This window comes from Trichormus sp. NMC-1 (assembly GCF_001858025.1).
Classification (GTDB): domain Bacteria; phylum Cyanobacteriota; class Cyanobacteriia; order Cyanobacteriales; family Nostocaceae; genus Anabaena.
This window is the reverse complement of sequence record NZ_LZQD01000002.1, coordinates 278,583-300,199: the sequence shown is the minus strand read 5'-3', so window position 1 is coordinate 300,199 and position 21,617 is coordinate 278,583. Positions and strand designations below refer to the sequence as shown.

The following is a 21,617-nucleotide window of genomic DNA, read 5'->3' as shown; positions in this document are numbered from 1 at the left end:
TAAGTATAAAGGCTAAAATAAAGATAAATATGCCAAATATGCAAATAAATGAACCAAGCTAAAACCTTCTTGTCCATTTCCTGCTCCCCAGGAGAAGTATTTACACCAACTTGACTGGAAAATAAAGGCTCTGACGGGCAAGAAATTTTTTCATAAGTTCTGCCACTGCTGTTTTTGAGTTTCTAAGGTAAAAACCGATCTAAAGCAGCTTTGAGTTGTTCAAGTTCTACATCAATATTGCCTTCTTGGGCGGCTCTAGCAATACATTCAGTTAAATGTTCATCCAAAACAATGCGTGCTACTTTATCTATTGCGCCTCTGACAGCGGCAATTTGCAATAATACATCAGGACAAGGGCTATTTTGTTGCACCATTGTTTTAATACCGCGAACGTGTCCTTCTATACGCGAGAGCCTATTGACAATTCGTCGTAATGACTCTTCACTATGAACGTGAGGATGAACAGAATCTACCTGTCCAGGAGTATGATCTGTGTGTTCGTGGTTGTGATCTTCATCGTGTGTGTGTTCTGGTGGTGGAGATGTTGTCAAGGATTCATGAGTTAATTTGTTGGAAGTATTCATGGGATATGAAGGTTTTGGTATTAATTAAGATCCTAACCTAGAGAGATTATGGATTGGTGGAAAAACCGAACCAAGAAGGGCAAATTTCCATAATAGCCTGGTTACTCTATGTTCTATTAACTTGATTACAGATCACTTTGTCCATATCCCCAATTAGACGACGCAGCCAGATAAAAACTTCAATACGCGAAGATTTTGATCCAAGCTGTAAAAATAAGTGTATGTAGCTTTGTCACAAAACAGCAAAAATTAGGCTTCTAAATCAGATTGTAATTATGCAAATTTCCAAATCACTCCGCTATATTCGCCAATTGAGTTCCTATGTTGTCGCCATTTTTTTAGGAGTTCTGCTGACGGTTACTTGCTTACAAGTCTTACCATCTGAAGCGGAACCTGCTCCTGCTGTAGTTGCTCAAAAGTCTTCTGGTGGGATTGCTGCTATTGGTAGCGGTAGTTTTGTCACAGCAGCGGTAAATCGTGTGGGGCCTGCTGTGGTCAGGATTGATACAGAAAAAACTATTACTCGTCGTGTTGAGCCTTTGATGGAAGACCCATTTTTCCGGCGGTTTTTTGGTGATAGTTACTCTCAACAGTTACCGACTGAGCAATTACGCGGTCTAGGTTCTGGTTTTATTTTAGACAAAAGTGGGATAATTCTTACTAATGCTCACGTAGTTGATCAAGCTGATAAAGTCACCGTTCGTCTTAAAGATGGTCGCACTTTTGAAGGTAAAGTTCAAGGCATTGATGAAGTTACGGATTTGGCGGTAGTCAAGATTAATGCTGGTAATGACTTACCTGTTGCACCTTTGGGTTCTTCGGAGAATGTCCAGGTGGGAGATTGGGCGATCGCAGTTGGTAATCCTTTAGGATTTGATAATACGGTAACATTGGGGATTGTCAGCACTCTCAAACGTTCCAGCGCTCAAGTCGGGATTAATGATAAACGCTTAGATTTCATTCAAACCGACGCTGCAATTAACCCTGGTAACTCTGGGGGGCCGTTGTTAAATGGTCAAGGTGAAGTGATTGGGATCAATACCGCGATTCGTGCAGATGCGATGGGGATTGGGTTTGCGATTCCTATAGATAAGGCTAAAGCGATCGCATCTCAATTGCAACGAGATGGAAAAGTTGTTCACCCTTATTTAGGTGTACAAATGGTAACATTAACACCGGAATTAGCACAACAAAATAACCGTGATCCCAATTCCATGTTTGCGATTCCTGAAGTCAAAGGTGTATTGGTAATGCGAGTTGTACCCAACTCCCCGGCTGCAACTGCGGGTATCCGTCGTGGAGATGCAATTGTGCAGATTAATAATAAAGCCATTACTAGTGCAGAACAGTTACAAGCCGTGGTGGAAGATAGTCAATTGGGTGAAGTTTTGCAGGTAAAAATACAACGAGGAAATCAAACACAACAGCTTTCAGTTCGTACCGCTGAGTTGAAAGACCTTTCTTAGTTAGGACTTACGCAAGATGTGACTGAAAACTTATTCCTGTGTAGCGGTAATTCATGAATTACCGCTACATTGTTTCTGTTTTACGTAAGTCCTATTAATTATTGTTTATGGGGGTATGTTTCGGTGTACCCCTTAAAGGATGTCTTCCATAAAAATACTCTAAATATTGTTATTATTCTATTTCTATACCATTAAGGAAATTGAATAATGTTGAAAGTCTTTGCTGACCGAGGTGGGACATTTACAGATATTGTTGCTATTACAAATAATCAAGCAATCGTAGACCGACTTGCAAAACATCCAGAACGTTTTTTAATTGTTTCTCTGCCTAATCAAGAATGGGTAATAGTCTATAAATTACTGTCAGAAAATCCTGAACAATATCAAGATGCAGCGATTCAAGGCATTCGGGATATTATCGGTATTTCCAACAAAGAACCCATTCCTAATGAAGCAATAGAAGTAGTAAAAATGGGGACAACAGTAGCAACAAATGCGCTGTTAGAAAGGAAAGGTGATCGTTTGGTTATGGCTATTACTAAAGGCTTTAAAGATGCCTTGAGAATTGGTTATCAAAATCGTCCAAATATCTTTGCTAGGCAGATAGTTTTACCTTCCATGCTTTATGAACAGGTAATTGAGGTAGATGAACGCTATGATGCTCACGGCAATGAATTAATAGCCGTAAATATTGAACAAACTAAAAATGATTTACAAACAGCTTATAACACAGGAATTCGTAGTTGTGCCATTGTTTTTATGCACAGCGATCGCTATCCCCACCACGAACAACAAGTAGCACAAATAGCTCAAGAAATCGGCTTTACACAAATCTCCATATCTCATCAAGTTAGCCCTTTAATGAAATTAGTCAGCCGAGGAGATACAACTGTAGTAGATGCTTATTTAACTCCGATTTTGCGTCGCTATGTTAATCAAGTAGCCAGTCAGTTACCCAACGTGAGATTAATGTTTATGAAATCAGATGGAGGGTTAACCGACGCACAACAATTTCAAGGAAAAGATAGTATTTTAAGCGGTCCAGCCGGCGGTATTGTTGGTGCAGTTCAAACCAGTAAAAGAGCAGGTTTTGAGTTAGTAATTACCTTTGATATGGGAGGAACAAGTACAGATGTTGCCCATTTTAAAGGAGAATATGAACGCCAATTGAATTCAGAAATTGCTGGTGCAAGAATGCGAGTCCCTGTATTAGCAATTAATACAATTGCTGCTGGTGGTGGTTCAATTCTCTTTTTTGATGGTTCTAGTTATCGTGTTGGCCCCCAATCTGCTGGTTCAAATCCTGGCCCAGCTTGTTACCGACGTGGAGGACAATTAACTGTAACAGATGCTAATGTCATGTTAGGAAAAATTCACCCCCAATATTTTCCTTCTGTTTTTGGAAATACAGGCAATTTACCTTTAGATCAAGATATCGTCAAAAAGCTATTTATAAAATTAACCCAAGACATTACAGCCGTCACAGGTAACAATTCTACACCCGAACAAGTAGCCGCAGGATTTATTGCTATTGCTGTAGAAAATATGGCAAACGCAATTAAAAAAATCAGCCTCCAACGTGGTTATGATGTCACCGAATATGTACTTTGTTGTTTTGGTGGTGCAGGGGGACAAGTTGCTTGTTTAATTGCTGATACATTAGGAATGAAAAAAATATTTCTGCATCCTTATGCAGGAGTTCTTTCTGCTTATGGAATGGGATTAGCTGATGTTAGAGCAATTAAAGAAGCGGGAGTAGAACAGCCTTTAAGTCAATCATTAATCCCGCATTTACAGCATTTAATGGATACTTTAGAAATTCAAGCTAGAAGTACCATTAACTCAGATGAAACAAGTAGTAAAGAAGAAATAGTTAAAAAGATTAATTTAAAATATGACGGAACTAATTCTACATTAAACATTAATTTTGCCGATGATGTGGCATTAATGCGAAAAGAATTTGAAACCGAACATAAATCTCGTTATGGTTTTATTCAATCAGAGAAAATCTTAATTGTCGAATCAGCCTCAGTAGAAGTAATTCAGAAAATGGATACTCCTGAAGAACCCTTAATTATTCGTAACCGTCCCCAAAATGTAGCACCTAAATCAGTTGAAATAGTGAAGATGTTTACTGCTAATCAATGGTATGATGCTCCTGTTTATCGACGGGAAGATTTACAACCAGGAGATAGAATTAGTCAACCCGCAATTATTGTTGAAAAAATCAGCACAATTGTAGTTGAAGCTAACTGGGAAGCAACATTAACTGAGCGCAATTATTTAATTTTGCAACGCATTTTTAAATTGTAGGTTGGGTTAAGCGACAGCGCAACCCAACAAAATTTCTCTCGAAAATGTTGGGTTATGCCTACGGGATACATTCTTCAATCAACCTACCATTTTAGTTATACTTAAAATATAAGATTCAAAATTATCTATCAATTCATTAATGACAGTAATTAATGTTAGAATAAAAAAATAACTACTTGGTATCATATTATGATGATTACTCAAGAAATAGCATCGGAAGAAAACATCTCTCCAGATGTAATTTTTCCTCCCAGTGATTTATATAGTGATGAACCGACCGTGGAAACAGAACTACATCTACGACAAATAATTTTACTTTTCAAATGTTTAGAATGGTTATGGAAAGATAGAACTGATTTTTATGCTGCGGGAAATCTGAGTATTTATTATAGTCCGCATCAGAAAAAAACAGAAAATTTCCGGGGGCCTGATTTTTTTGTAGTCTTAGGAACTGAAAGAAAAACTCGTAAAAGTTGGGTAGTTTGGGAAGAAAATGGTAAATATCCTCATGTAATTGTCGAAATTCTTTCACCAAAAACAGCTAAGATTGATAGAGAATCAAAAAAAGAACTTTATCAAGATACTTTCCGCACACCCGAATATTTTTGGTTTGATCCCTATACATTAGAATTTGCAGGTTTTCAGTTAATAAATGGAAAATATCAACCTGTAAAAGCAAACGAAAAAGGATGTTTATGGAGTGAACAATTAGGCTTATCTTTGGGAATTTATCAAGGTTTATTACGTTATTTCACACCAGAAGGAAATTTAGTACCTACACCTGAAGAAACCGCAGAAAAAGAAACTCAAAGAGCAGAACAAGAAGCTCAAAGAGCAGAACGTTTAGCAGCGAAATTGCGGGAATTAAATATTGATCCAGATACTATTTAAGCAAAAATATAGGTTGGTTTTTGCTCCTCAACCCAACCTACAGTTTAATTTGAAGTTAATTAATTTATGTAAAAAAGATGTCCACCACATCTCAACCTGATCCCGTCCGTTTAGAAATCTTTAAAAACCTCTTTCAATTTAACGCCGAACAAATGGGAATTGTTCTGCAAAACACCGCAGCATCAGTGAATATTAAAGAAAGGCTAGATTTCTCTTGCGCTATTTTTGATGCTTCAGGATTATTAGTTGCTAATGCTCCCCATATTCCCGTACATTTAGGCTCAATGAGTGAAAGTGTCCGCAGTTTAATTAATGATAGAGGTGACACCATAAAAGCAGGTAATGTTTATTTATCAAATAATCCCTATAACGGTGGAACACATCTTCCTGATGTAACAGCAATTACTCCTGTTTTTGACACAGACGAAACACAAATTATTTTCTATGTAGCTTCTCGTGGACATCAATCTGATATCGGCGGAATTACTCCCGGTTCTATGCCTCCTCACAGTACCACCGTTGAAGAAGAAGGAATTATTTTTGATAATTTCCTCTTAGTTGAACAGGGAAATTTTCGAGAACCAGAAACAAAGCAATTACTCTTAAATCATACCTATCCTGCCCGTAACCCTAACCAAAATATAGCAGACTTTAAGGCACAAATTGCCGCCAATGAAAGAGGAGTTCAAGAACTAAATAAAATGGTTTGGCAATACGGGCTTGAGACAGTGCAAGCTTACATGAAATTTGTCCAAGACAATGCAGAAGAAGCAGTTAGAAAAGCGATAGATGTTCTCAAAGATGGTGCATTTATTTATGAAATGGATAATCATGCCAAAATCCAAGTAAAAGTCACTATTAACAGAATAAATCGAAGTGCTGTAATTGATTTTACTGGTACATCTTGGCAACTAAATAGTAACTTTAACGCTCCCAAAGCTGTAACTCAAGCCGCAGTTTTATATGTGTTCCGTACTTTAGTTGATGATAATATTCCTCTCAATGCTGGATGTCTTAAACCTTTAGAAATAATTATTCCTGAAGGCTGTATGTTAAACCCAATTTATCCCGCAGCAGTAGTCGCTGGTAATGTAGAGACTTCGCAAACTATTGTTGATGCTTTATATGGTGCTTTGGGTGTGATGGCTGCTTCTCAAGGAACGATGAATAATTTCACTTTTGGAAATGAGAAATATCAATATTATGAAACTATTTGCGGTGGTTCTGGGGCGGGGATTAATTTTGATGGTACTGATGGAGTTCATACACATATGACTAACTCCCGGTTGACTGATCCTGAAGTTTTAGAAACCCGTTATCCTGTACAAATAGAAAGTTTTTGTCTGCGTGCTGATAGTGGTGGTAAAGGAGAATATTCTGGGGGGAATGGGGTAATTCGTCGGATTAAGTTTCTAGAACCGATGACAGCTAATATTCTTTCTAACCATCGTTTGATTCCTCCCTTTGGGTTGAATGGTGGAGAAGGGGGAAAAGTAGGAAGGAATTGGATAAAACGTCAAAATGGAACTGAAGAGTATTTAGATAGCACGGCTACAGTAGAGATGCAACCTGGGGATATTTTTGTGATAGAAACTCCTGGAGGTGGAGGATTTGGTAGGGTTTAGTGAATCTAAGAGAAACCAAATATCACCTTTTCCCTAACTTCCAATTTTCACCACCTGGTAATTGAATTAAATAATCATCAATTATAGCCGGTAATTCCTTAACTGAATATTGATAAGTCAATTTCAATAGAAATTTTGCTTGATGAATTATCTGTTCTTTATCTACCATTTCGGCGAGTTGAAAAGGGCTGTAAACACCATTCAAAACTTCCACGCTTGCATCTCGAATAGCTATATCTATTTCATGTTCAAGATAATCATTCCATTCATCTAAGTTAATGTAATATAATTTCTTATTTTCTTTGAGATTAACATCTTGAATTTCTAAAACGGCATTTCTAATAGATGCAGCCCAAGAATTTGTTAACCGCTTCTCTATTTTATTTTTAATTAAATGTATCAGCAGCACTTTTAGAAAAGACTTAATTTGCCGTAAAATTGCCTTTTTACTCATCCCCTCTAATTCATCTACAATAGCTAAAGCATCTGCATAACGCTGTTCTAAAATGCTATTTCTGAGGTCTATTAATTCCTGTGTCATTGCTGTATTAACCTCAAATTAATTCAACCATATTTAAGTATAGCAGAATTTCAGAAGCTAGGAGTTAGTTAGGGTTTAGGATTGCTAAATATCTACAGTATATTAATGTTATTTTTTACCTAACTTCTCGAACTTCTCCCAAACGAGTAAAGCGAATTTCAATTCGTCTTCTTGTTACATCCTCTTTCCGCGCTATCCCTGCAAATTGTCCATTTGGTAATATTAATTGTGCCGCAGAATAAGCACGAAATGATAAGCCAGATAGTCTACCTTCTTTTTTTTGGGTATCACGCAGCACTTTGACAACTGATAAAGCCCGCATTAATCCTAAATCAGCATTAGAACCAGCTTGGAGTTTACCGACAGGTAAGTTACCACTAACTACATTTTCTAAATTCACATCTAAATTACTTGTTATATTACCATTAGGTTGTCCGTCAGTATGTCCGATTATTTCGACAACGTTAATGCCATATTGTTTAGTTCTATTTTCTATTTCCGGTACTATTTGTTTCAAAATATAATTTGACATTTGTTGAGGAATTTCTGCACTACCAGAAGCAAATCTGTAAGCACCTTGATCTTTGATAACTATGATTGGTGGTGTGTCTGTTGATTGTTTTTTTGGCTTTATTTGGGTTTGCAAATATTTTACTTGCTGCTCTAATTGTTTTACTTTTACCGCTAAATTAACGGAATTTTTAACAGGTTTATTTTGATCTTTAGTAATTTGTGAGATGATAATAGTTAGAAATAAAAATAAGACTAATATCATAAAGGCATTAGACATCAAATCTGTAAATGCTTGCCAAACATTTAAATCTTCGTTATATTCTGTGTAGCGTGAACGACGAGCCATAATTTAATTCTTTTTGATTACAAACAAATGTGATTAAGAAATTTTATAAGTTTATATCTATGATTCTGGTGTTTTCATTACTTGTCTGAGTTGGTTAATAGAATTTTTCGTATCATGCAAATTTTTATTACATTCTTGAATATTTTTGATGATCATCTCTAAACCTTTTGTATTTATATCTGTTTGCTTGTTGATACCTTGAACAATAATATTACTAACGTTTTTATATTCTGAAATTAATTCAACATTGTTATTTTGTAATAAGCTTATTAAATCTAATTTAATAGTGTCAAACTTAATGATAAATTGATTAGCGTATCCTTCAATATTGCTGATAACCGTCTGAAATTGTTGATGATTATGATCAATTTTTTGGGAAAAATTAGAAATGAAGCTATCACCTAAATTATCAAATGCTACATTCATCTGTTCTGTGTTGTATTTTACAAGTTCTGAATTGTATTTGACAAACTCTAATAATTGATTGAGCGAAACTTCTACATTATTCAAACTATCAGCTTTATCGCTAACTTTTATTTCTAACTGATCAAGTTTATTAATAGCTTCAGAAAAACTATTAGCACCTTGTTGGAGTTGAGGAATAATTTTACTCATCTGAGTTTGATTAGTTTGATGTAAATCTAATACTTGAATTGAACTTTGATTAATACCTTTGATATCTTCTCCTAAATTAATTAAACTCTGACTGCAATTTTCTAGTTCAATTAAGGAATTTATAATTAATTCTGTTGTCGCGGCTAAACTTGCTGCTGATTCGGAAAAATTTTGCTGTGTATTACTCAAATCTACTGTAGCTAATGATAATTTTAAAGGAAAATCACTTTTATTAAAAGTTTCAGCAGACTCTTTAAATATTTGAGATGTTGAATTTAGTTCTGACATTGAATTTTCAAACTCATTAGCAGCACGAGATATAGTTCCAGCAGCGTCTGTAAATTTTTCATAGACTTGTCTAGCTAAATCTGTAGTTTCTCTATTTCCGTCAGCAATTTGTTGTGCCACTTTTCCCATAGATTTTTCTACAGCTTCTCGTACTGTTTCGCCAAAATTTGTTAAAAACACATCTTGCTGATCTACCATTCTATTAACTATTCTATCAAGACGAGCATCACCTTGAACTTGAGGAAGATAAATATTATCTAAATAATCTTCTAAAGAACTAATTAATTGATATTTTGCAAAACTAGTATTCCAGAAACCATAGGATATTGTTAATATAAAACTCAAACCAATTCCTATTAAACTTGTCTTAAAAGCAATACCAGGGTTAGCGCGTCTCAAATCCTGTTGACAGGGGAATTACAGTAGAGGAGAATAGTTTGCTATGGATGCTGCTAACACAGAAACCATGTATTGATCATTCATAGAATGGTAATATTGTTGTTAGTGCTAGTACGGATAAAACTATCAGAATTTGGGAAAGCTACAGGGGAACAATTAAACGCACTTTAAATGGACATACGGATGCAGTTTTAGCTGTTGCTATTAGTCCTGATTCTACAACTCTTGTTAGTGGTAGTGTTGATAAAACTATCAGAATTTGGAATTTACAAACTGGGGAAAACTGTTATATTATTAATCAGCATTTAGCAACAGTAAACACACTAGCAATTACTCCCGATAATCAAACTCTGATTAGTGGAAGTTCAGATAATAAAATTAAATTATGGAAACTCCAGACTGGGGAATTACGTCACACTCTCAAAGGACACTCAACGGCTATTTCTGCTATTGCCATTCACCCAGATGGTAAAATTATTGCTAGTAGTAGTCAAGATGGAATTATCAATCTTTGGAATATCGAAACTGGGGAATTATTAGAAACTCTTTCTGGGTTTAGTCCCCTAGCTTTTAGCGCTGATGGTAAAATGTTGATTAGTGGCGGAAAAGGTGGAACTATCAAAATTTGGCGACAAGTTCAAAGCAGTGATAATTTATCCTTAACAGGGGAATGGTGGGAAATTTTAGGCGTAGAACCCAAAACTCATCCTCAAGACGTAAAACTTGCCTATCTGAGATTAGCCAGATTATATCATCCTGATATTAACAGTTCTGTAAGTGCTAAAACTGCCATGCAAGCAATTAATGAGGCATATCAAAAGTTTCAGCAGCAATTAAAGACACATAATTGATTAACCAGTGAAAATTTAGGGATTTTGCTACTATAAGCTCTATTTTTAAATGGTTATTACTGTAGAATATATATACCTTCATCAGTATTCCGCATTCGCTACAAAGTTCTTTGGCGGGGCGCACGCTTCCGGGTTTGAGGGCTTTGGCTTTTTTGTGGGATTCTATGGATGTCATCTATTTTGTTTATTTTTACTAAATATGGCTTTTATTACCTTACCGTTAGGGGTTGTGAAGTTGACGGTTTGAGTTGAATAAGAGGTTTTTTTCTCGCAAAGTCTTTATAATCGCTACTTAGATTTTTGCCTGGAAATTACAGAAAATTTAAATTTATTAAGAAATAATTAAGTAATTACAACATTACCGGTAGAGGATAATATCGCTTAGACTGAATGTGTCTTAAATAGAGACTGTCAATTTTTGATACATGAAGGAATTTAGATGCAGCAAATACTCCAAAATACTAAGAGACTAGTATCAGTGAGCCTAGCTACACTACTAATTTTAGTAAGCACTATAACTATTTTCCCATCTACAGCTAGTGCAGATAATAATGTAGTAAAAATCGAATGTACCTCAGACTGCGGTAATATCGTTCCATTTGCAGCTGGTGTAGTTTCTGGTAGCGCAGTAACACTTATGGCTACTGGAGATACAGCAACTTTAGCAACTTTAGCTGCAACCGGGGCTGCTACTATTGGGGAAATAACAACGGCTTTAGCTGGGTTAGGGGTGGCTGCTGGAACTGCTGTCTCATCACCAGTTTTAGTTCCTGTAGCAGTAGCAGCGGCAGGTGGATATGGTGCATATCAGTTACTTGTAATCTCTTTACTGTCTACACTGGGTGTAACAGATTTTCTGGTTTTGCACTTCTTCTTAAATCCTGTTGACATTACTTAGATACAGCAGCTAGATGGGTTATCTATTAACTTACCTTGAGTTGTGCCACTTGATCATCCTCCCACATATCAACTAGATTCCCTTGTCAATAGGATTTGAGATGCGCTAACCCTGAAAGCAATACTCATCCCTTCTAGAGGTTTCTTTAATTCAGTAACTAAATTACTAACATCATTAGCATTAGTTTGATTAATAGTTTGACTAAGCGCCTCTAAATTCATGGTGATACCGAAAAAAGTACCCATCAAGCCAAATGCTAACAGTAAATTTGGCATAATTCGACATAAATAATCTATTTGTTCACAGGTAAAATTCAAGCCTTTGATTTTTTCCTGACTATAAATTTGATCAATTAATGCTCCTGTATTTACCTGTTCTAATTGTTTAGAAGCTTGCTCAAATCTATCCTCCAATGTTTGGACAATTTTTGGTTGTTCTCCCCTTACTCCTGACTTGATTAATCTTTGAACTTTATTAGTTAAAACTATCAAATAGTGGTAAAGAGATATGCGAAGCAAAAGAGTAACTCCAGATATAACAGCAAAAAAAACAATGCTAACAATTAAGTAAGATGGTATTGGTGGCATAAAAGTTACCTTTGGTAGTGCGGGAAGATGGTTAAAAGTGGGTAGATATGAACTACCCAGGAAAAACTACAGTGGATATTGAATGAAGACTCTTTGTTTTTCGCGTTCGTATTCTTCTGGAGTCATAAAACCTTCATCTAAATCTTGTTTAAGCTGCTCTAATTCTTGCCGTCGTTTTGAGCGATTATCAGTATTATTTAGAGGAGAAGTAGAGACTATTTCACCAACAATAGCTTTTTGAGTTTCTGTATTGTTTCTAGTTTGAAGTAAATTTTGATTTCTAAATTTTGCTTCCATCTTCTTCCAAAAACGATTGATAATTCCCTCTTTTATGTTATGTTGTGTAGTATTTCTTGTATCTACATATACTCTTTGTTTATAGGAAGAATTAGGACTATGATCTGGTATTTTCTCAACTTGATTTGCAAATTTACGCCATTTTGGTAAATACTCGTTATCCCATAGTTTTGGATTATTTTCCATTCGAGCGATTGCATCATCTAAAATTTGCTTTAACGTATCAGCCATATTGCGATTATTGGCCAAATCTTCCAAAGCTTCCATCCAATTTGCACTCAAAGCAGCAGTATAATAACTATCTTGAAAAGCGTCATAATATTGAAACTCTAATTCCTGAGTTTTCTGATTTTCTGCTAGTAACTCTAATGCTAAACAAGGATAGAAAATATCCTCTAGTTCTTCCATTCTTCTAGCATCTGGTGGAATAATATCAGGAAAGGAAGCACGAGAATCATTATGTAAAAAAGATGTACCAGAATTTTGTTCTCGTAAATATGGGTTTCTCATTCTTTCCAAACTACTAATTAATCTCAACGGAAACCCAGCATACTCATTCACAATTAAAATTTCATCGTCTGCTTGTATTGCTTTTAAAACAGTGGCTGAAATTCCTAAATCTTGTGTTAATAATTTTTTAAAATCTTTTACTTCTGATTCATCTGTATCTTTATATCCTACTAATTTACTACTTTTACCACCCTCGTCACGGAAATAAGGATCATTTAAATTTAAACGCAGAAGTGGTTGAGCTTCCTGCATAATTTGTCCTAAACGAGTTGAAGCAACAGATGAAGAGTATTTCTTTATGAAGCGTTTAATCACAGAAGTAACAATATTACTGCCTCGAAAAGCAAATAAACTATCAACTTTTAAGTCAATTTCTTGTTTTAGCTGAGAGTGCGTAGTGCGTTCTATATTCAAAAAAAATGCTAAGGATGTCCCTCTACCAGTAGCTTCAGTAAGTGCTGAACTTGCTAATACCAACTGAGGACGAAAATCATTTTCTGGCAACATAGTTTGATAGCAAAGTTCTATATCTTCAGTATCAAAAATTGCCTCTCCACTCATTTCATCAAAATTCAACTGTTTTAATTCTCGTTCCTCTTTTTCATAAGCACTTTGTAAATCTTCTACTAAACTGTTGAAAGCTGCAATTTGTTTTTGTTTTTCTTGAACGTGCTTTTGTAACTGATTGACAATTTTCAGAGTTTCTTGCCGCACAGTCAAGTCAAAATTATGCCTGATAATTTTGCAAACTTCCTGCATTACTTTTTTGGCTTCATCTTGAAATTGACTATTCTTTAGATTTAAAATCAAAATAAATTTATTTTCAATTTCTTCAATTATTTGTTCAGCATTATCCCATTTTCTTTCTACATCTTCCAATCTCTTCATCCCACCAAAATCAGTAATTGCTTCTTGCAAATCCTGTTGATATTTATGCAATTCATGTTGCAGAGCATCTATCCAACTGCGGGTATTTTTAATAGAAAATTTAGCTTCTATTGGTGTGAGTAATTGAATTAGATAATCATCAATATTATTGCTAAGTTCCTTAACTATTTTAGGAGCAGCCTGAATTAATTTTGTCAACCAATAGCCGCGATTACTTTCCGTTTCTCCTGGTTGCACTGTGCGGAATTGTTTATAAAATTCTCCTGCTAATTGTTGGCGAACATTTGCACGGTCATCTTTATTTTTAGATTCACCAATTAACCGTGATAATTTATTCTGCCAAGTTTTGATACTATTACTAAAAGTCTTATTAGATTCTTCTACAGATTCTGCTAGTTTATTAGTTAATCCATCTCGTTTTGCTAAGTCATTATGCCAATTATGCTGAATTAAAAATTGCTCAAGTAAGTTCAAAGGGTCTGGACTTTGACCTTTACCATTTAACCAAAATTTGACTAATTCTGAACTGACTTTTGTTAAAGCAATTTGGATAATAGTATCACGAGGAAAATAAATTGCTGACAATCCAAATGTTAAGTATCTTTGGCTATTAGGACGTGGATGTTTATCGGACTGAATGATGTGTTGAAGGAAATTATCTCGATTACCTTTAATAACTGGAGCTAATTCACCAGAAAAATCTAGAGCTATCTTATGAGCAATCACATTACATAGTTTACCTTGGGTAAGAATTTCATATTCACTTCCTGTTTGCTGAGATAGTAAATAAGCATAATCAAAGGGTGGACGTTTTTCTTGAATAATTGATAAATTTTCAATATCATAGCAGGCTTTAAATTCTGTACTAGGATTGCTGTAATAATTTAATTCTTTTAATGCAGCATAAGTATTAGCACTCATATTAGGAGTATTCCCATACAATTCTGGACTAATCACTAAATAACCCAAAATCTGAGCGCCTTGTTCACCATAAAGATTTCTTAGACTATAAGCAACATCCAAAAACATCCCACTTCCTGTCCCACCGCAAAGAGAACCAACCACAAAAATATTTAATCCTGGTTCTATTCTTAAACCTGATTTCAGTAATAAAGATTCATGTCCTCTCGTACGTCTTTCTGCGGTTTCAATCGCTGTTTTAATTTTTTGGTAATTATTAAAGAAAGCTAATCTACCAACAGGTCTAATACCTTTTGCACCTTCTTCAACTGCTTTAATATTCCGCAATAACTGAGGAGGAAACCAGATCCCAATATGGTCATAAGGTCCGTAACTACTATATTCTGAACGCCGTTCTAGTCCGTCTACAAACATGGTGACATCTTTAGATGACATGGTAGCGCTGACTTTTTCAGATTCTTTAAAACTCAAATCAACACCATGATATGTACTCCCAGTTCTAATCCCTGTGACTTGGGTTGCAGCTTTATCTGTGTCAATGTGAACAAAACTGACAATTGGTAAGTTATTTAAGTCTCCATAGCGGTCAACAATTAACCTTCTAATTCGCATTAAAACATCTCTACCAGTTCCACCTAAACCGATACAAATTGTGCGATTAATTCCTCTAGATTGGGTTTCGTTTGCAGATGCTTGAGTCATGTTTTTTCCCCTGAATACTATTTTTTGATTTTGATAGAAATCTCGTGATCGCGCTGGCGTGAATCTGGGCAATTTAGTGTGAAATTAGAACTTGATATGAGAGTCCGTGAGGTGACTTTTTTGTTGTTAAGTTCAATTTTTGCATCTTCCTTTGGCACTAAATAAAGCTTTTCTCCTTTACGTTCTAAATATGCTCTAATGTCTCCACCTCGAAAGCTGATAGAATGTATACAGCTAGAATCATCTTCACCAATTGCGATTTTTTTATTGTTTGGTAATCTACATATTGGTTCTTCATCTTCATTATCTTGTAACTTAATTCGCACCTCCCATTTTTTTTGCAATTTAGTAAATTTTAATATACTCCAAATACCTGCGGCAACTATTAATAATAAAATTAGAGTTGGTAGCCATAACTGTTTAATTAAATAAGGATCAACCAAACAAGTTTTTTGACCTCCTGGTGCTGGTGTACAAAATTCTTGAACTGTAGGATTAATATCGACTACAGATAGTTTATAATCTTTATTAGATTGTGTTGGAATGGGGAGCGGTCGCTCTTTTAAAGGTAAAGCCTTAATCCAATTCTGTCTTTCCTGACTTTCCGGTGATGTCGCAATTCTGAAAGGACTATTAGCAGGAGTTTCTATCCAAACTTGGCAAGTAATTTCAGGTTTAGTACATAACGGTGCATCAGTAATCCAAACAACCGACTGCGGCTTAATTGGTAGATTTTTGGAAACTCGATTTTGATTAATCTGGGCAATACCTTGATAAACAGTTAATTCTGCTTTTTGAATATCTGTACCGTAGCGGTTAGGGTCATAATTAAAAGGAATTTTAGCTAATACTTTATCAATATTTTCTGGATTTTTTTGACTAAAATCTATAGGTGTTCCTAATGGATTTTTAACATCTATAATTTCATTAAAAACTAAATCTTGACCAAAGGTCACAACATAAACAGAATCTCCGGGTTTGAGACTGTCTGCAACTATCTGACGTAAGCGAATACGTCCTTCGTCATTTAAACCTACACTTTTCGTGACATCAATAGCTAAGACAACATCACGTTTACCCCCACCCAATAGGGATACCAACTGTAAGCCATTTTTCTGTGTATCAGTCAGTGGTTGTCCAGGGGTAATTTTTGTCAAAATCACAAACCTTATAGCCTATTAAATAGTGTGTTTCAGACTTATTCCACAAATAAGTAACAAGTCTAGTTCAAAGTATAAATCAAAGAATTGTATTGTTACTGTTTGCAGCTTGTATATTTTTGAATTGTACCACTACTTGTAGTTACGCGCTCTATTTAGACTTTCATTAGCATTACTTTACTGACTACTTACTAAATTTGACAGCTATGTCAGTTACTCTCCTCACATACGACTTGAGAAATATCACACATCGCGCTACTCTTCATTAGCGTCAACCCGTGAAACTCAAACCATGACAAACCACCCCCAAATACCCCCCTGCACCTGGAAACGTCCCATTGGCCTAGGCTGGGACAAACCCTACACCGTCCGCTATGCTAGTAATATTGATGATGGTCCCTGGCACGGAATGCCTCTCGGTGGCTTTGGTGCAGGGTGTATAGGACGTTCTTCACGAGGAGATTTTAACCTGTGGCACATTGACGGGGGAGAACATACTTTCAAAAACGTTCCCGCTTGTCAATTTAGTGTCTTTGAATCTGGACAAGCTTACGCATTATCTACCCAACCACCAGAAGATAACACACTGCAATCTTGGCAATGGTATCCACCTTCTCCCCTCTCTGTTGATTGTGTGAAATCAGGAACTTATCATGCACTTTATCCTCGCAGTTGGTTTGTTTATGAAAATGTCTTAAAATCACAATTAACCTGTGAGCAATTTTCGCCAATTTGGGCAAATAATTATCAAGAAACTAGTTATCCTGTAGCGGTTTTCTTGTGGAAAGCCCACAACCCTACAAATGCACCAATTACTATTAGCATTATGCTAACTTGGGAAAATATGGTGGGTTGGTTTACGAATACTTTGAAATCTCCTGAAGTGCGAGTTAGAGATGATGGTAGTCCAGTTTATGAATATCAACCAGCTTGGGGAGAAAGTCAAGGTAATTATAATTGTTTAGCAGAAGATGATCAATATTTTGGTTGTGTTTTAGGTCAAGTTGCTGATAATCAAACTGTCCAAGAAGGAGACGGAACTTGGTGTATTGCGACTGCAAAAAATCCTCAAGTTGAAATATTTCATCATTCCCGATTTAATCCTGTGGGTAATGGTGAAGATGTTTGGCAAAGTTTCTCAGAAAATGGTTCTTTACCTAATTATATAGATGAAACTCCCGCAGATGAAAAAACCAGATTAGGTGCTGCTATTGCAGTACGTTTCACTTTGCAACCAGGGGAAAATTTGGAAGTTCCTTTTGTCCTCAGTTGGGATTTTCCTGTAACAGAATTTGCAGCGGGAGTGAACTATTACCGCAGATATACAGACTTTTTTGGTTGTAATGGTGAGAATGCTTGGCAAATTGCCACTACTGCACTTAAAGAATATCAGAATTGGCGATCGCTCATCCAAAACTGGCAACACCCTATTCTCAACCGTTCTGACTTACCCGACTGGTTCAAAATGGCGTTATTTAACGAACTCTACGACTTAACCAGCGGGGGAACTCTCTGGAGTGCCGCGTCAGAAATTGATCCCGTTGGCCAATTCGCCGTGTTAGAATGTCTAGATTATCGTTGGTATGAAAGTCTGGATGTGCGGTTATACGGTTCTTTTGGACTGTTGATGTTATTTCCTGAACTGGAAAAATCGGTGATTCGCGCTTTTGCTAGGGCAATTCCCCAAAGTGATGATAGAACTAGAATTATCGGTTATTATCTCACCATCAAATCCGAAAGTCCCCTCGCAGTTCGCAAAGTCGCCGGTGCTACACCTCATGATTTAGGCGCACCCAACGAACACGTTTGGGAAAAAACCAATTACACTAGTTATCAAGATTGCAATCTCTGGAAAGATTTAGGTTGTGATTTTGTATTGCAGGTATATCGAGATTTTCTGTTTACCGGTGCAAATGATATCCAGTTTTTAGCAGATTGTTGGGATGCAATTGTCCAAACTCTCGATTATGTGAAAACATTTGATCTCGATGGGGACAGTATACCAGAAAATTCTGGCGCACCTGACCAAACTTTCGATGATTGGCGTTTGCAAGGTGTAAGTGCTTATTGTGGTGGTTTATGGTTAGCGGCTTTGGAAAGTGCGATCGCTATCAGTGATATTTTAGCAGACCACAGAGACACAAAAACGCAAAAGTCGATTTATCAAACTTGGTTAAATCAATCAAAACCGATTTACCAAGAAAAGCTGTGGAATGGTGAATATTACCGTTTGGATAGCGAAAGTGGTTCTGATGTAGTTATGGCTGACCAATTGTGTGGGCAATTCTACACTCGTTTATTGAGTTTACCAGATATTGTCCCCAGCGATCGCGCCATTTCGGCTTTGACAACTATATATGATGCTTGTTTTCTCAAGTTTCAAAATGGTGAATTCGGTGCTGCTAACGGTGTTCTTCCCAATGGTTTACCAGAAAATCCTAATTCTACACATCCTTTGGAAGTTTGGACAGGTATCAATTTTGGTTTAGCTGCATTTTTCCTACAAATGGGCATGAAAAATGAAGCCATGCGCTTAACTGAAGCCGTAGTTAAGCAAGTTTACGAAAATGGGTTACAGTTCCGCACTCCCGAAGCTATTACTTCTACAGGGACTTTCCGCGCTAGTACTTATCTCCGTGCTATGGCTATCTGGGCTATTTATTTACATTTATGATACCCATAATCGTAAAAATACGGCTTTGATGATTTAAACTGATTCAGCCTAGTTTCTCTATAAATTAGGCTATAATCAGTATTACGTCATTTTTACACAACTGTGAATCTTCTCAACTCTAAATTTAAATTTAGTAAAATTTATCACTTTAAGCTTTAAAAATATAAAATGCAGATAAACAGCATTAGGTATCAATAGATAGTTCTTGAAGATTTATATAGAAAAAGCATCATTGATAACCAAAACAATGTATGTCTATAAACTGCTATTTTATTTTCCGATTATTTCCGGAATCCTCAGAAAAAGCAAGAAATGGTTAGAGTCGAAAGTTTTAAACCTCAAAACTCATGTTTTACTCATTTTTTTTTAAATGTCCCTATCACCGTATTTGGTGATAAATATCACGACTCTCATCTATTACTTAGAAAAAATGCCCGATTATTTCGTTTTTATCACAACCTACCCTGAGTACAAGTGTAAAAACTGACTTGGGCTGCACATAATTATTAGCCTAGAAAATACCCCTACTACGTATCTAAGGAAATATAGAAAAATGAATACTAAAGAGAGATCCAGTAAAGTTGTCCTCACTCATAAAATACTCCCTAAAATTTACAGTCTCAATTTAGAGATTTAGAGCGAGTCGGATTTATATGGTAATGCCTGAATTTCACATTGTCAATAAATTCCTGATTTAGTTGTTGAGCAAATTTAAAGATGATGGGATTTGCCGCTCAGACTTCAGCAACAAAGAGTTCCTAGAGTAATGCATTCTTGATCTAGTTCAAAATATAAAACTAACATAAATTAATAATCAGAAACTCATCACAATTAACGATTTTCATTTATTCTTAATCTCAACTCCATCGCCACAGTAATCTTAGACAAATTGGTTGGTTATATTCCCAAAATTGGGTAATTTTATTGAAAAAAATATAGAAGCATTATTTGCCTGCTAACTGGCGTTTAGATGCTAAATTATATGTTTAAGATTCGGTTAAGCCGACTATACTTTTTTATCAGCACACCTCTGAATGGGTGTTTTTTTATTTTAATTTTGTGGTGACAAAATAGGTTAATATATCATAGCATACAAGAGTAGTATTAACCAGTTAATGTCTGGATTATATAGCTAGTTTCTATGCAATCATTACTCCTATTTTCCTAGCGGATAACTGAGCTTAGTGCATCTGTAAAGATTTTTAGATAAGAACTTCAGGCAAAACATATAACAATATATAATAACTAACCAGTCAGGGCTAATTTTAATAAAAATCTTGAATTTGGCTGTTTTCAAAAGTATCTAGAGTTGCTTATAGATAAGCTTTTTTAAGAAAAATCGGCAAGATAATTTGTTAATGAAACAAGCATAATTAACTTTTTTCAATTCATAAAATAGGGGGTGTAACCCCCCATTTTTTTGCTCAATATGGGACAAAATTCAAAGCTGCACAATCCATAAGTGAATATCTAGAGACATTAAGTAAATTTAACTTATAGGACTGCCAAACTGGCAGATGACATTAGCGACAAAAAATAGTATAAATACGAATGTAGACATTGAGATTCAAATATGAATTATCTTCTCGGCTAAGTTCAAAGTTATGAGACTTTACTGAAAAGCTCTCCTAACGCTCGGCGGCAAGTTATACAATAATATCCAGTAAAAGATTATTGAATTAAGGGTTGTGGATTTTTCTCTCATACACAACAGCATCTACCAAGCCAGCTAACGAGAGAGAAAACAGGTAAATTTTTACCTTGCATTCACTGGTTAGCAAAAGCCAAAGCCGAGAAGTACTCAATGATGGTTGTCTTCATCAACAACCCCTACCACTAGGTAACATCTACAAAACTGCACAGAGAAACAGGGTCAATACGGCAAAGTAGCAAACAGACTTGATTAAAAACAGTCAGGTTTTCAATCACAGGTCAGCGCAATGAAAAAAATCATCAGGTCAAATGCAGTCGAAACATCAAACCAACGAGGTAACTTAGGGAAAAAGCACTATGATTTGCATCCTCGTCAGGTAGCCATTTATGAAAGTCCCATACTTTCACAAAGGGTAACTTTATCAGCCATATCGAAAAGTAGTGATATAGCAATTAATAAAACAGGTAACAGGTCTACATCCTTTCAGACTGAGGCACTTTCAGCCCTTCTGGATTTAGTGTGGTGGAGGAGCTTAAATTTTTGGCTCACGGTTGTGATGTGGGTATGTACAGGAAAGATTGCACAAGTCAGTCATACCCAAGAAAAGCAAATCACAGCTTTAACGGCTCAAACTTTCCGGGTGATGATAGCTAGAGTCGAACAAGCCGCCCAAAGAGCGTTAGCTTTGAAAGTTAGTATATTGAAGCTTCTCCTGAACACACAGAAAACTACCCAGATAGCAGTCAAAATTGCTAAAACTAAAACTCAGTTCCATAGTATCCAGATGCAGCGAAAACAACACAGAAGTTTTATAGATAGCGCTGATAACTGGAAGTTAAGGCAACTGCTTAGAACTGGAAAACTTTCTGGATGTGCCTGTTGAAAAGATTATCT

15 protein-coding genes and 1 pseudogene are annotated in these 21,617 nt (G+C 35.9%); 9 read left to right on the top strand and 7 right to left on the bottom strand.

Annotated features, from left to right (window positions below; all coding sequences use genetic code 11):
- Positions 1-182: 182 nt before the first annotated feature.
- The gene (locus A9Y75_RS08220) at positions 183-584 is read right to left on the bottom strand and encodes a metal-sensitive transcriptional regulator (protein WP_071189081.1); all 402 of its coding nucleotides are present in this window, start codon (positions 582-584) and stop codon (positions 183-185) included.
- Between the two features lie 275 nt (positions 585-859).
- On the opposite strand from A9Y75_RS08220, the gene A9Y75_RS08215 reads away from it, so the two are divergent.
- From A9Y75_RS08215 to A9Y75_RS08200, 4 genes are all read left to right on the top strand, one after another.
- On the top strand, positions 860-2,050 hold the full coding sequence (locus A9Y75_RS08215; protein ID WP_071189080.1) for an HhoA/HhoB/HtrA family serine endopeptidase: 1,191 nt from the start codon (positions 860-862) through the stop codon (positions 2,048-2,050).
- Positions 2,051-2,257: 207 nt separating this feature from the next.
- On the top strand, positions 2,258-4,363 hold the full coding sequence (locus A9Y75_RS08210) for a hydantoinase/oxoprolinase family protein (protein WP_071189079.1): 2,106 nt from the start codon (positions 2,258-2,260) through the stop codon (positions 4,361-4,363).
- 189 nt (positions 4,364-4,552) lie between these two features.
- Positions 4,553-5,254 (top strand): Uma2 family endonuclease, encoded by a 702-nt coding sequence (locus A9Y75_RS08205; protein ID WP_071189078.1) that lies wholly within the window; start codon positions 4,553-4,555, stop codon positions 5,252-5,254.
- Between the two features lie 77 nt (positions 5,255-5,331).
- Positions 5,332-6,879 (top strand): hydantoinase B/oxoprolinase family protein, encoded by a 1,548-nt coding sequence (locus tag A9Y75_RS08200; protein ID WP_071189077.1) that lies wholly within the window; start codon positions 5,332-5,334, stop codon positions 6,877-6,879.
- A 22-nt stretch (positions 6,880-6,901) separates the two neighbouring features.
- On the opposite strand, the gene A9Y75_RS08195 is transcribed toward A9Y75_RS08200, so the two are convergent.
- The 3 genes from A9Y75_RS08195 to A9Y75_RS08185 all read right to left on the bottom strand — a co-directional run bounded on the left by A9Y75_RS08195 (position 6,902) and on the right by A9Y75_RS08185 (position 9,581).
- Positions 6,902-7,420: a DUF29 family protein gene (locus A9Y75_RS08195; RefSeq protein WP_071189076.1), complete on the bottom strand. Its 519-nt coding sequence runs from the start codon at positions 7,418-7,420 to the stop codon at positions 6,902-6,904.
- A 115-nt stretch (positions 7,421-7,535) separates the two neighbouring features.
- Positions 7,536-8,279 carry a flagellar motor protein gene (locus A9Y75_RS08190; RefSeq protein ID WP_071189075.1) on the bottom strand — a complete coding sequence of 248 codons (744 nt, stop codon included), beginning with the start codon at positions 8,277-8,279 and terminating at the stop codon, positions 7,536-7,538.
- 57 nt (positions 8,280-8,336) lie between these two features.
- Positions 8,337-9,581: a hypothetical protein gene (locus tag A9Y75_RS08185; protein ID WP_071189074.1), complete on the bottom strand. Its 1,245-nt coding sequence runs from the start codon at positions 9,579-9,581 to the stop codon at positions 8,337-8,339.
- 86 nt (positions 9,582-9,667) lie between these two features.
- Here A9Y75_RS08185 and A9Y75_RS30380 point away from each other — a divergent pair.
- The 3 genes and pseudogenes from A9Y75_RS30380 to A9Y75_RS08175 all read left to right on the top strand — a co-directional run.
- Positions 9,668-9,718 (top strand): annotated as a pseudogene (locus tag A9Y75_RS30380) (hypothetical protein); the annotation flags it as partial.
- A complete protein-coding gene (locus A9Y75_RS30065) occupies positions 9,707-10,432 on the top strand; it encodes a DnaJ domain-containing protein (protein WP_343232371.1) in 726 nt (241 codons plus the stop codon). The pseudogene A9Y75_RS30380 and the gene A9Y75_RS30065, both read left to right, overlap by 12 nt.
- Before the next feature lie 439 nt (positions 10,433-10,871).
- A complete protein-coding gene (locus A9Y75_RS08175; RefSeq protein WP_071189073.1) occupies positions 10,872-11,330 on the top strand; it encodes a hypothetical protein in 459 nt (152 codons plus the stop codon).
- Positions 11,331-11,398: 68 nt separating this feature from the next.
- Here A9Y75_RS08175 and A9Y75_RS08170 read toward each other — a convergent pair whose 3' ends face one another.
- The 3 genes from A9Y75_RS08170 to A9Y75_RS08160 all read right to left on the bottom strand — a co-directional run bounded on the left by A9Y75_RS08170 (position 11,399) and on the right by A9Y75_RS08160 (position 16,398).
- Positions 11,399-11,917, bottom strand: coding sequence for a hypothetical protein (locus A9Y75_RS08170; protein ID WP_071189072.1), 519 nt, complete (start codon positions 11,915-11,917; stop codon positions 11,399-11,401).
- Positions 11,918-11,983: 66 nt separating this feature from the next.
- On the bottom strand, positions 11,984-15,235 hold the full coding sequence (locus A9Y75_RS08165) for a tubulin-like doman-containing protein (RefSeq protein WP_071189071.1): 3,252 nt from the start codon (positions 15,233-15,235) through the stop codon (positions 11,984-11,986).
- 17 nt (positions 15,236-15,252) lie between these two features.
- Positions 15,253-16,398, bottom strand: coding sequence for a VWA domain-containing protein (locus A9Y75_RS08160; RefSeq protein WP_071189070.1), 1,146 nt, complete (start codon positions 16,396-16,398; stop codon positions 15,253-15,255).
- A gap of 289 nt (positions 16,399-16,687) precedes the next feature.
- Between A9Y75_RS08160 and A9Y75_RS08155 the strand changes: the two genes are divergently transcribed.
- Together A9Y75_RS08155 and A9Y75_RS08150 are read left to right on the top strand one after the other, a co-directional pair.
- Positions 16,688-19,069, top strand: a complete 2,382-nt coding sequence (locus A9Y75_RS08155) for a GH116 family glycosyl hydrolase (RefSeq protein WP_071189069.1) — start codon at positions 16,688-16,690, stop codon at positions 19,067-19,069.
- 1,940 nt (positions 19,070-21,009) lie between these two features.
- Entirely contained in the window at positions 21,010-21,606 is a 597-nt protein-coding gene (locus A9Y75_RS08150) for a hypothetical protein (protein ID WP_071189068.1), read from the top strand.
- The last annotated feature ends 11 nt before the right edge of the window (positions 21,607-21,617 follow it).

Coding starts and splice junctions, on each gene's coding strand:
- A9Y75_RS08210 (WP_071189079.1), top strand. CDS start 2,258: ATGTTGAAAGTCTTTGCTGACCGAGGTGGGACATTTACAGATATTGTT.
- A9Y75_RS08175 (WP_071189073.1), top strand. CDS start 10,872: ATGCAGCAAATACTCCAAAATACTAAGAGACTAGTATCAGTGAGCCTA.
- A9Y75_RS08195 (WP_071189076.1), bottom strand. CDS start 7,420: ATGACACAGGAATTAATAGACCTCAGAAATAGCATTTTAGAACAGCGT.
- A9Y75_RS08155 (WP_071189069.1), top strand. CDS start 16,688: ATGACAAACCACCCCCAAATACCCCCCTGCACCTGGAAACGTCCCATT.
- A9Y75_RS08200 (WP_071189077.1), top strand. CDS start 5,332: ATGTCCACCACATCTCAACCTGATCCCGTCCGTTTAGAAATCTTTAAA.
- A9Y75_RS08170 (WP_071189072.1), bottom strand. CDS start 11,917: ATGCCACCAATACCATCTTACTTAATTGTTAGCATTGTTTTTTTTGCT.
- A9Y75_RS08165 (WP_071189071.1), bottom strand. CDS start 15,235: ATGACTCAAGCATCTGCAAACGAAACCCAATCTAGAGGAATTAATCGC.
- A9Y75_RS08150 (WP_071189068.1), top strand. CDS start 21,010: ATGAAAAAAATCATCAGGTCAAATGCAGTCGAAACATCAAACCAACGA.
- A9Y75_RS08220 (WP_071189081.1), bottom strand. CDS start 584: ATGAATACTTCCAACAAATTAACTCATGAATCCTTGACAACATCTCCA.
- A9Y75_RS08205 (WP_071189078.1), top strand. CDS start 4,553: ATGATGATTACTCAAGAAATAGCATCGGAAGAAAACATCTCTCCAGAT.
- A9Y75_RS08190 (WP_071189075.1), bottom strand. CDS start 8,279: ATGGCTCGTCGTTCACGCTACACAGAATATAACGAAGATTTAAATGTT.
- A9Y75_RS08215 (WP_071189080.1), top strand. CDS start 860: ATGCAAATTTCCAAATCACTCCGCTATATTCGCCAATTGAGTTCCTAT.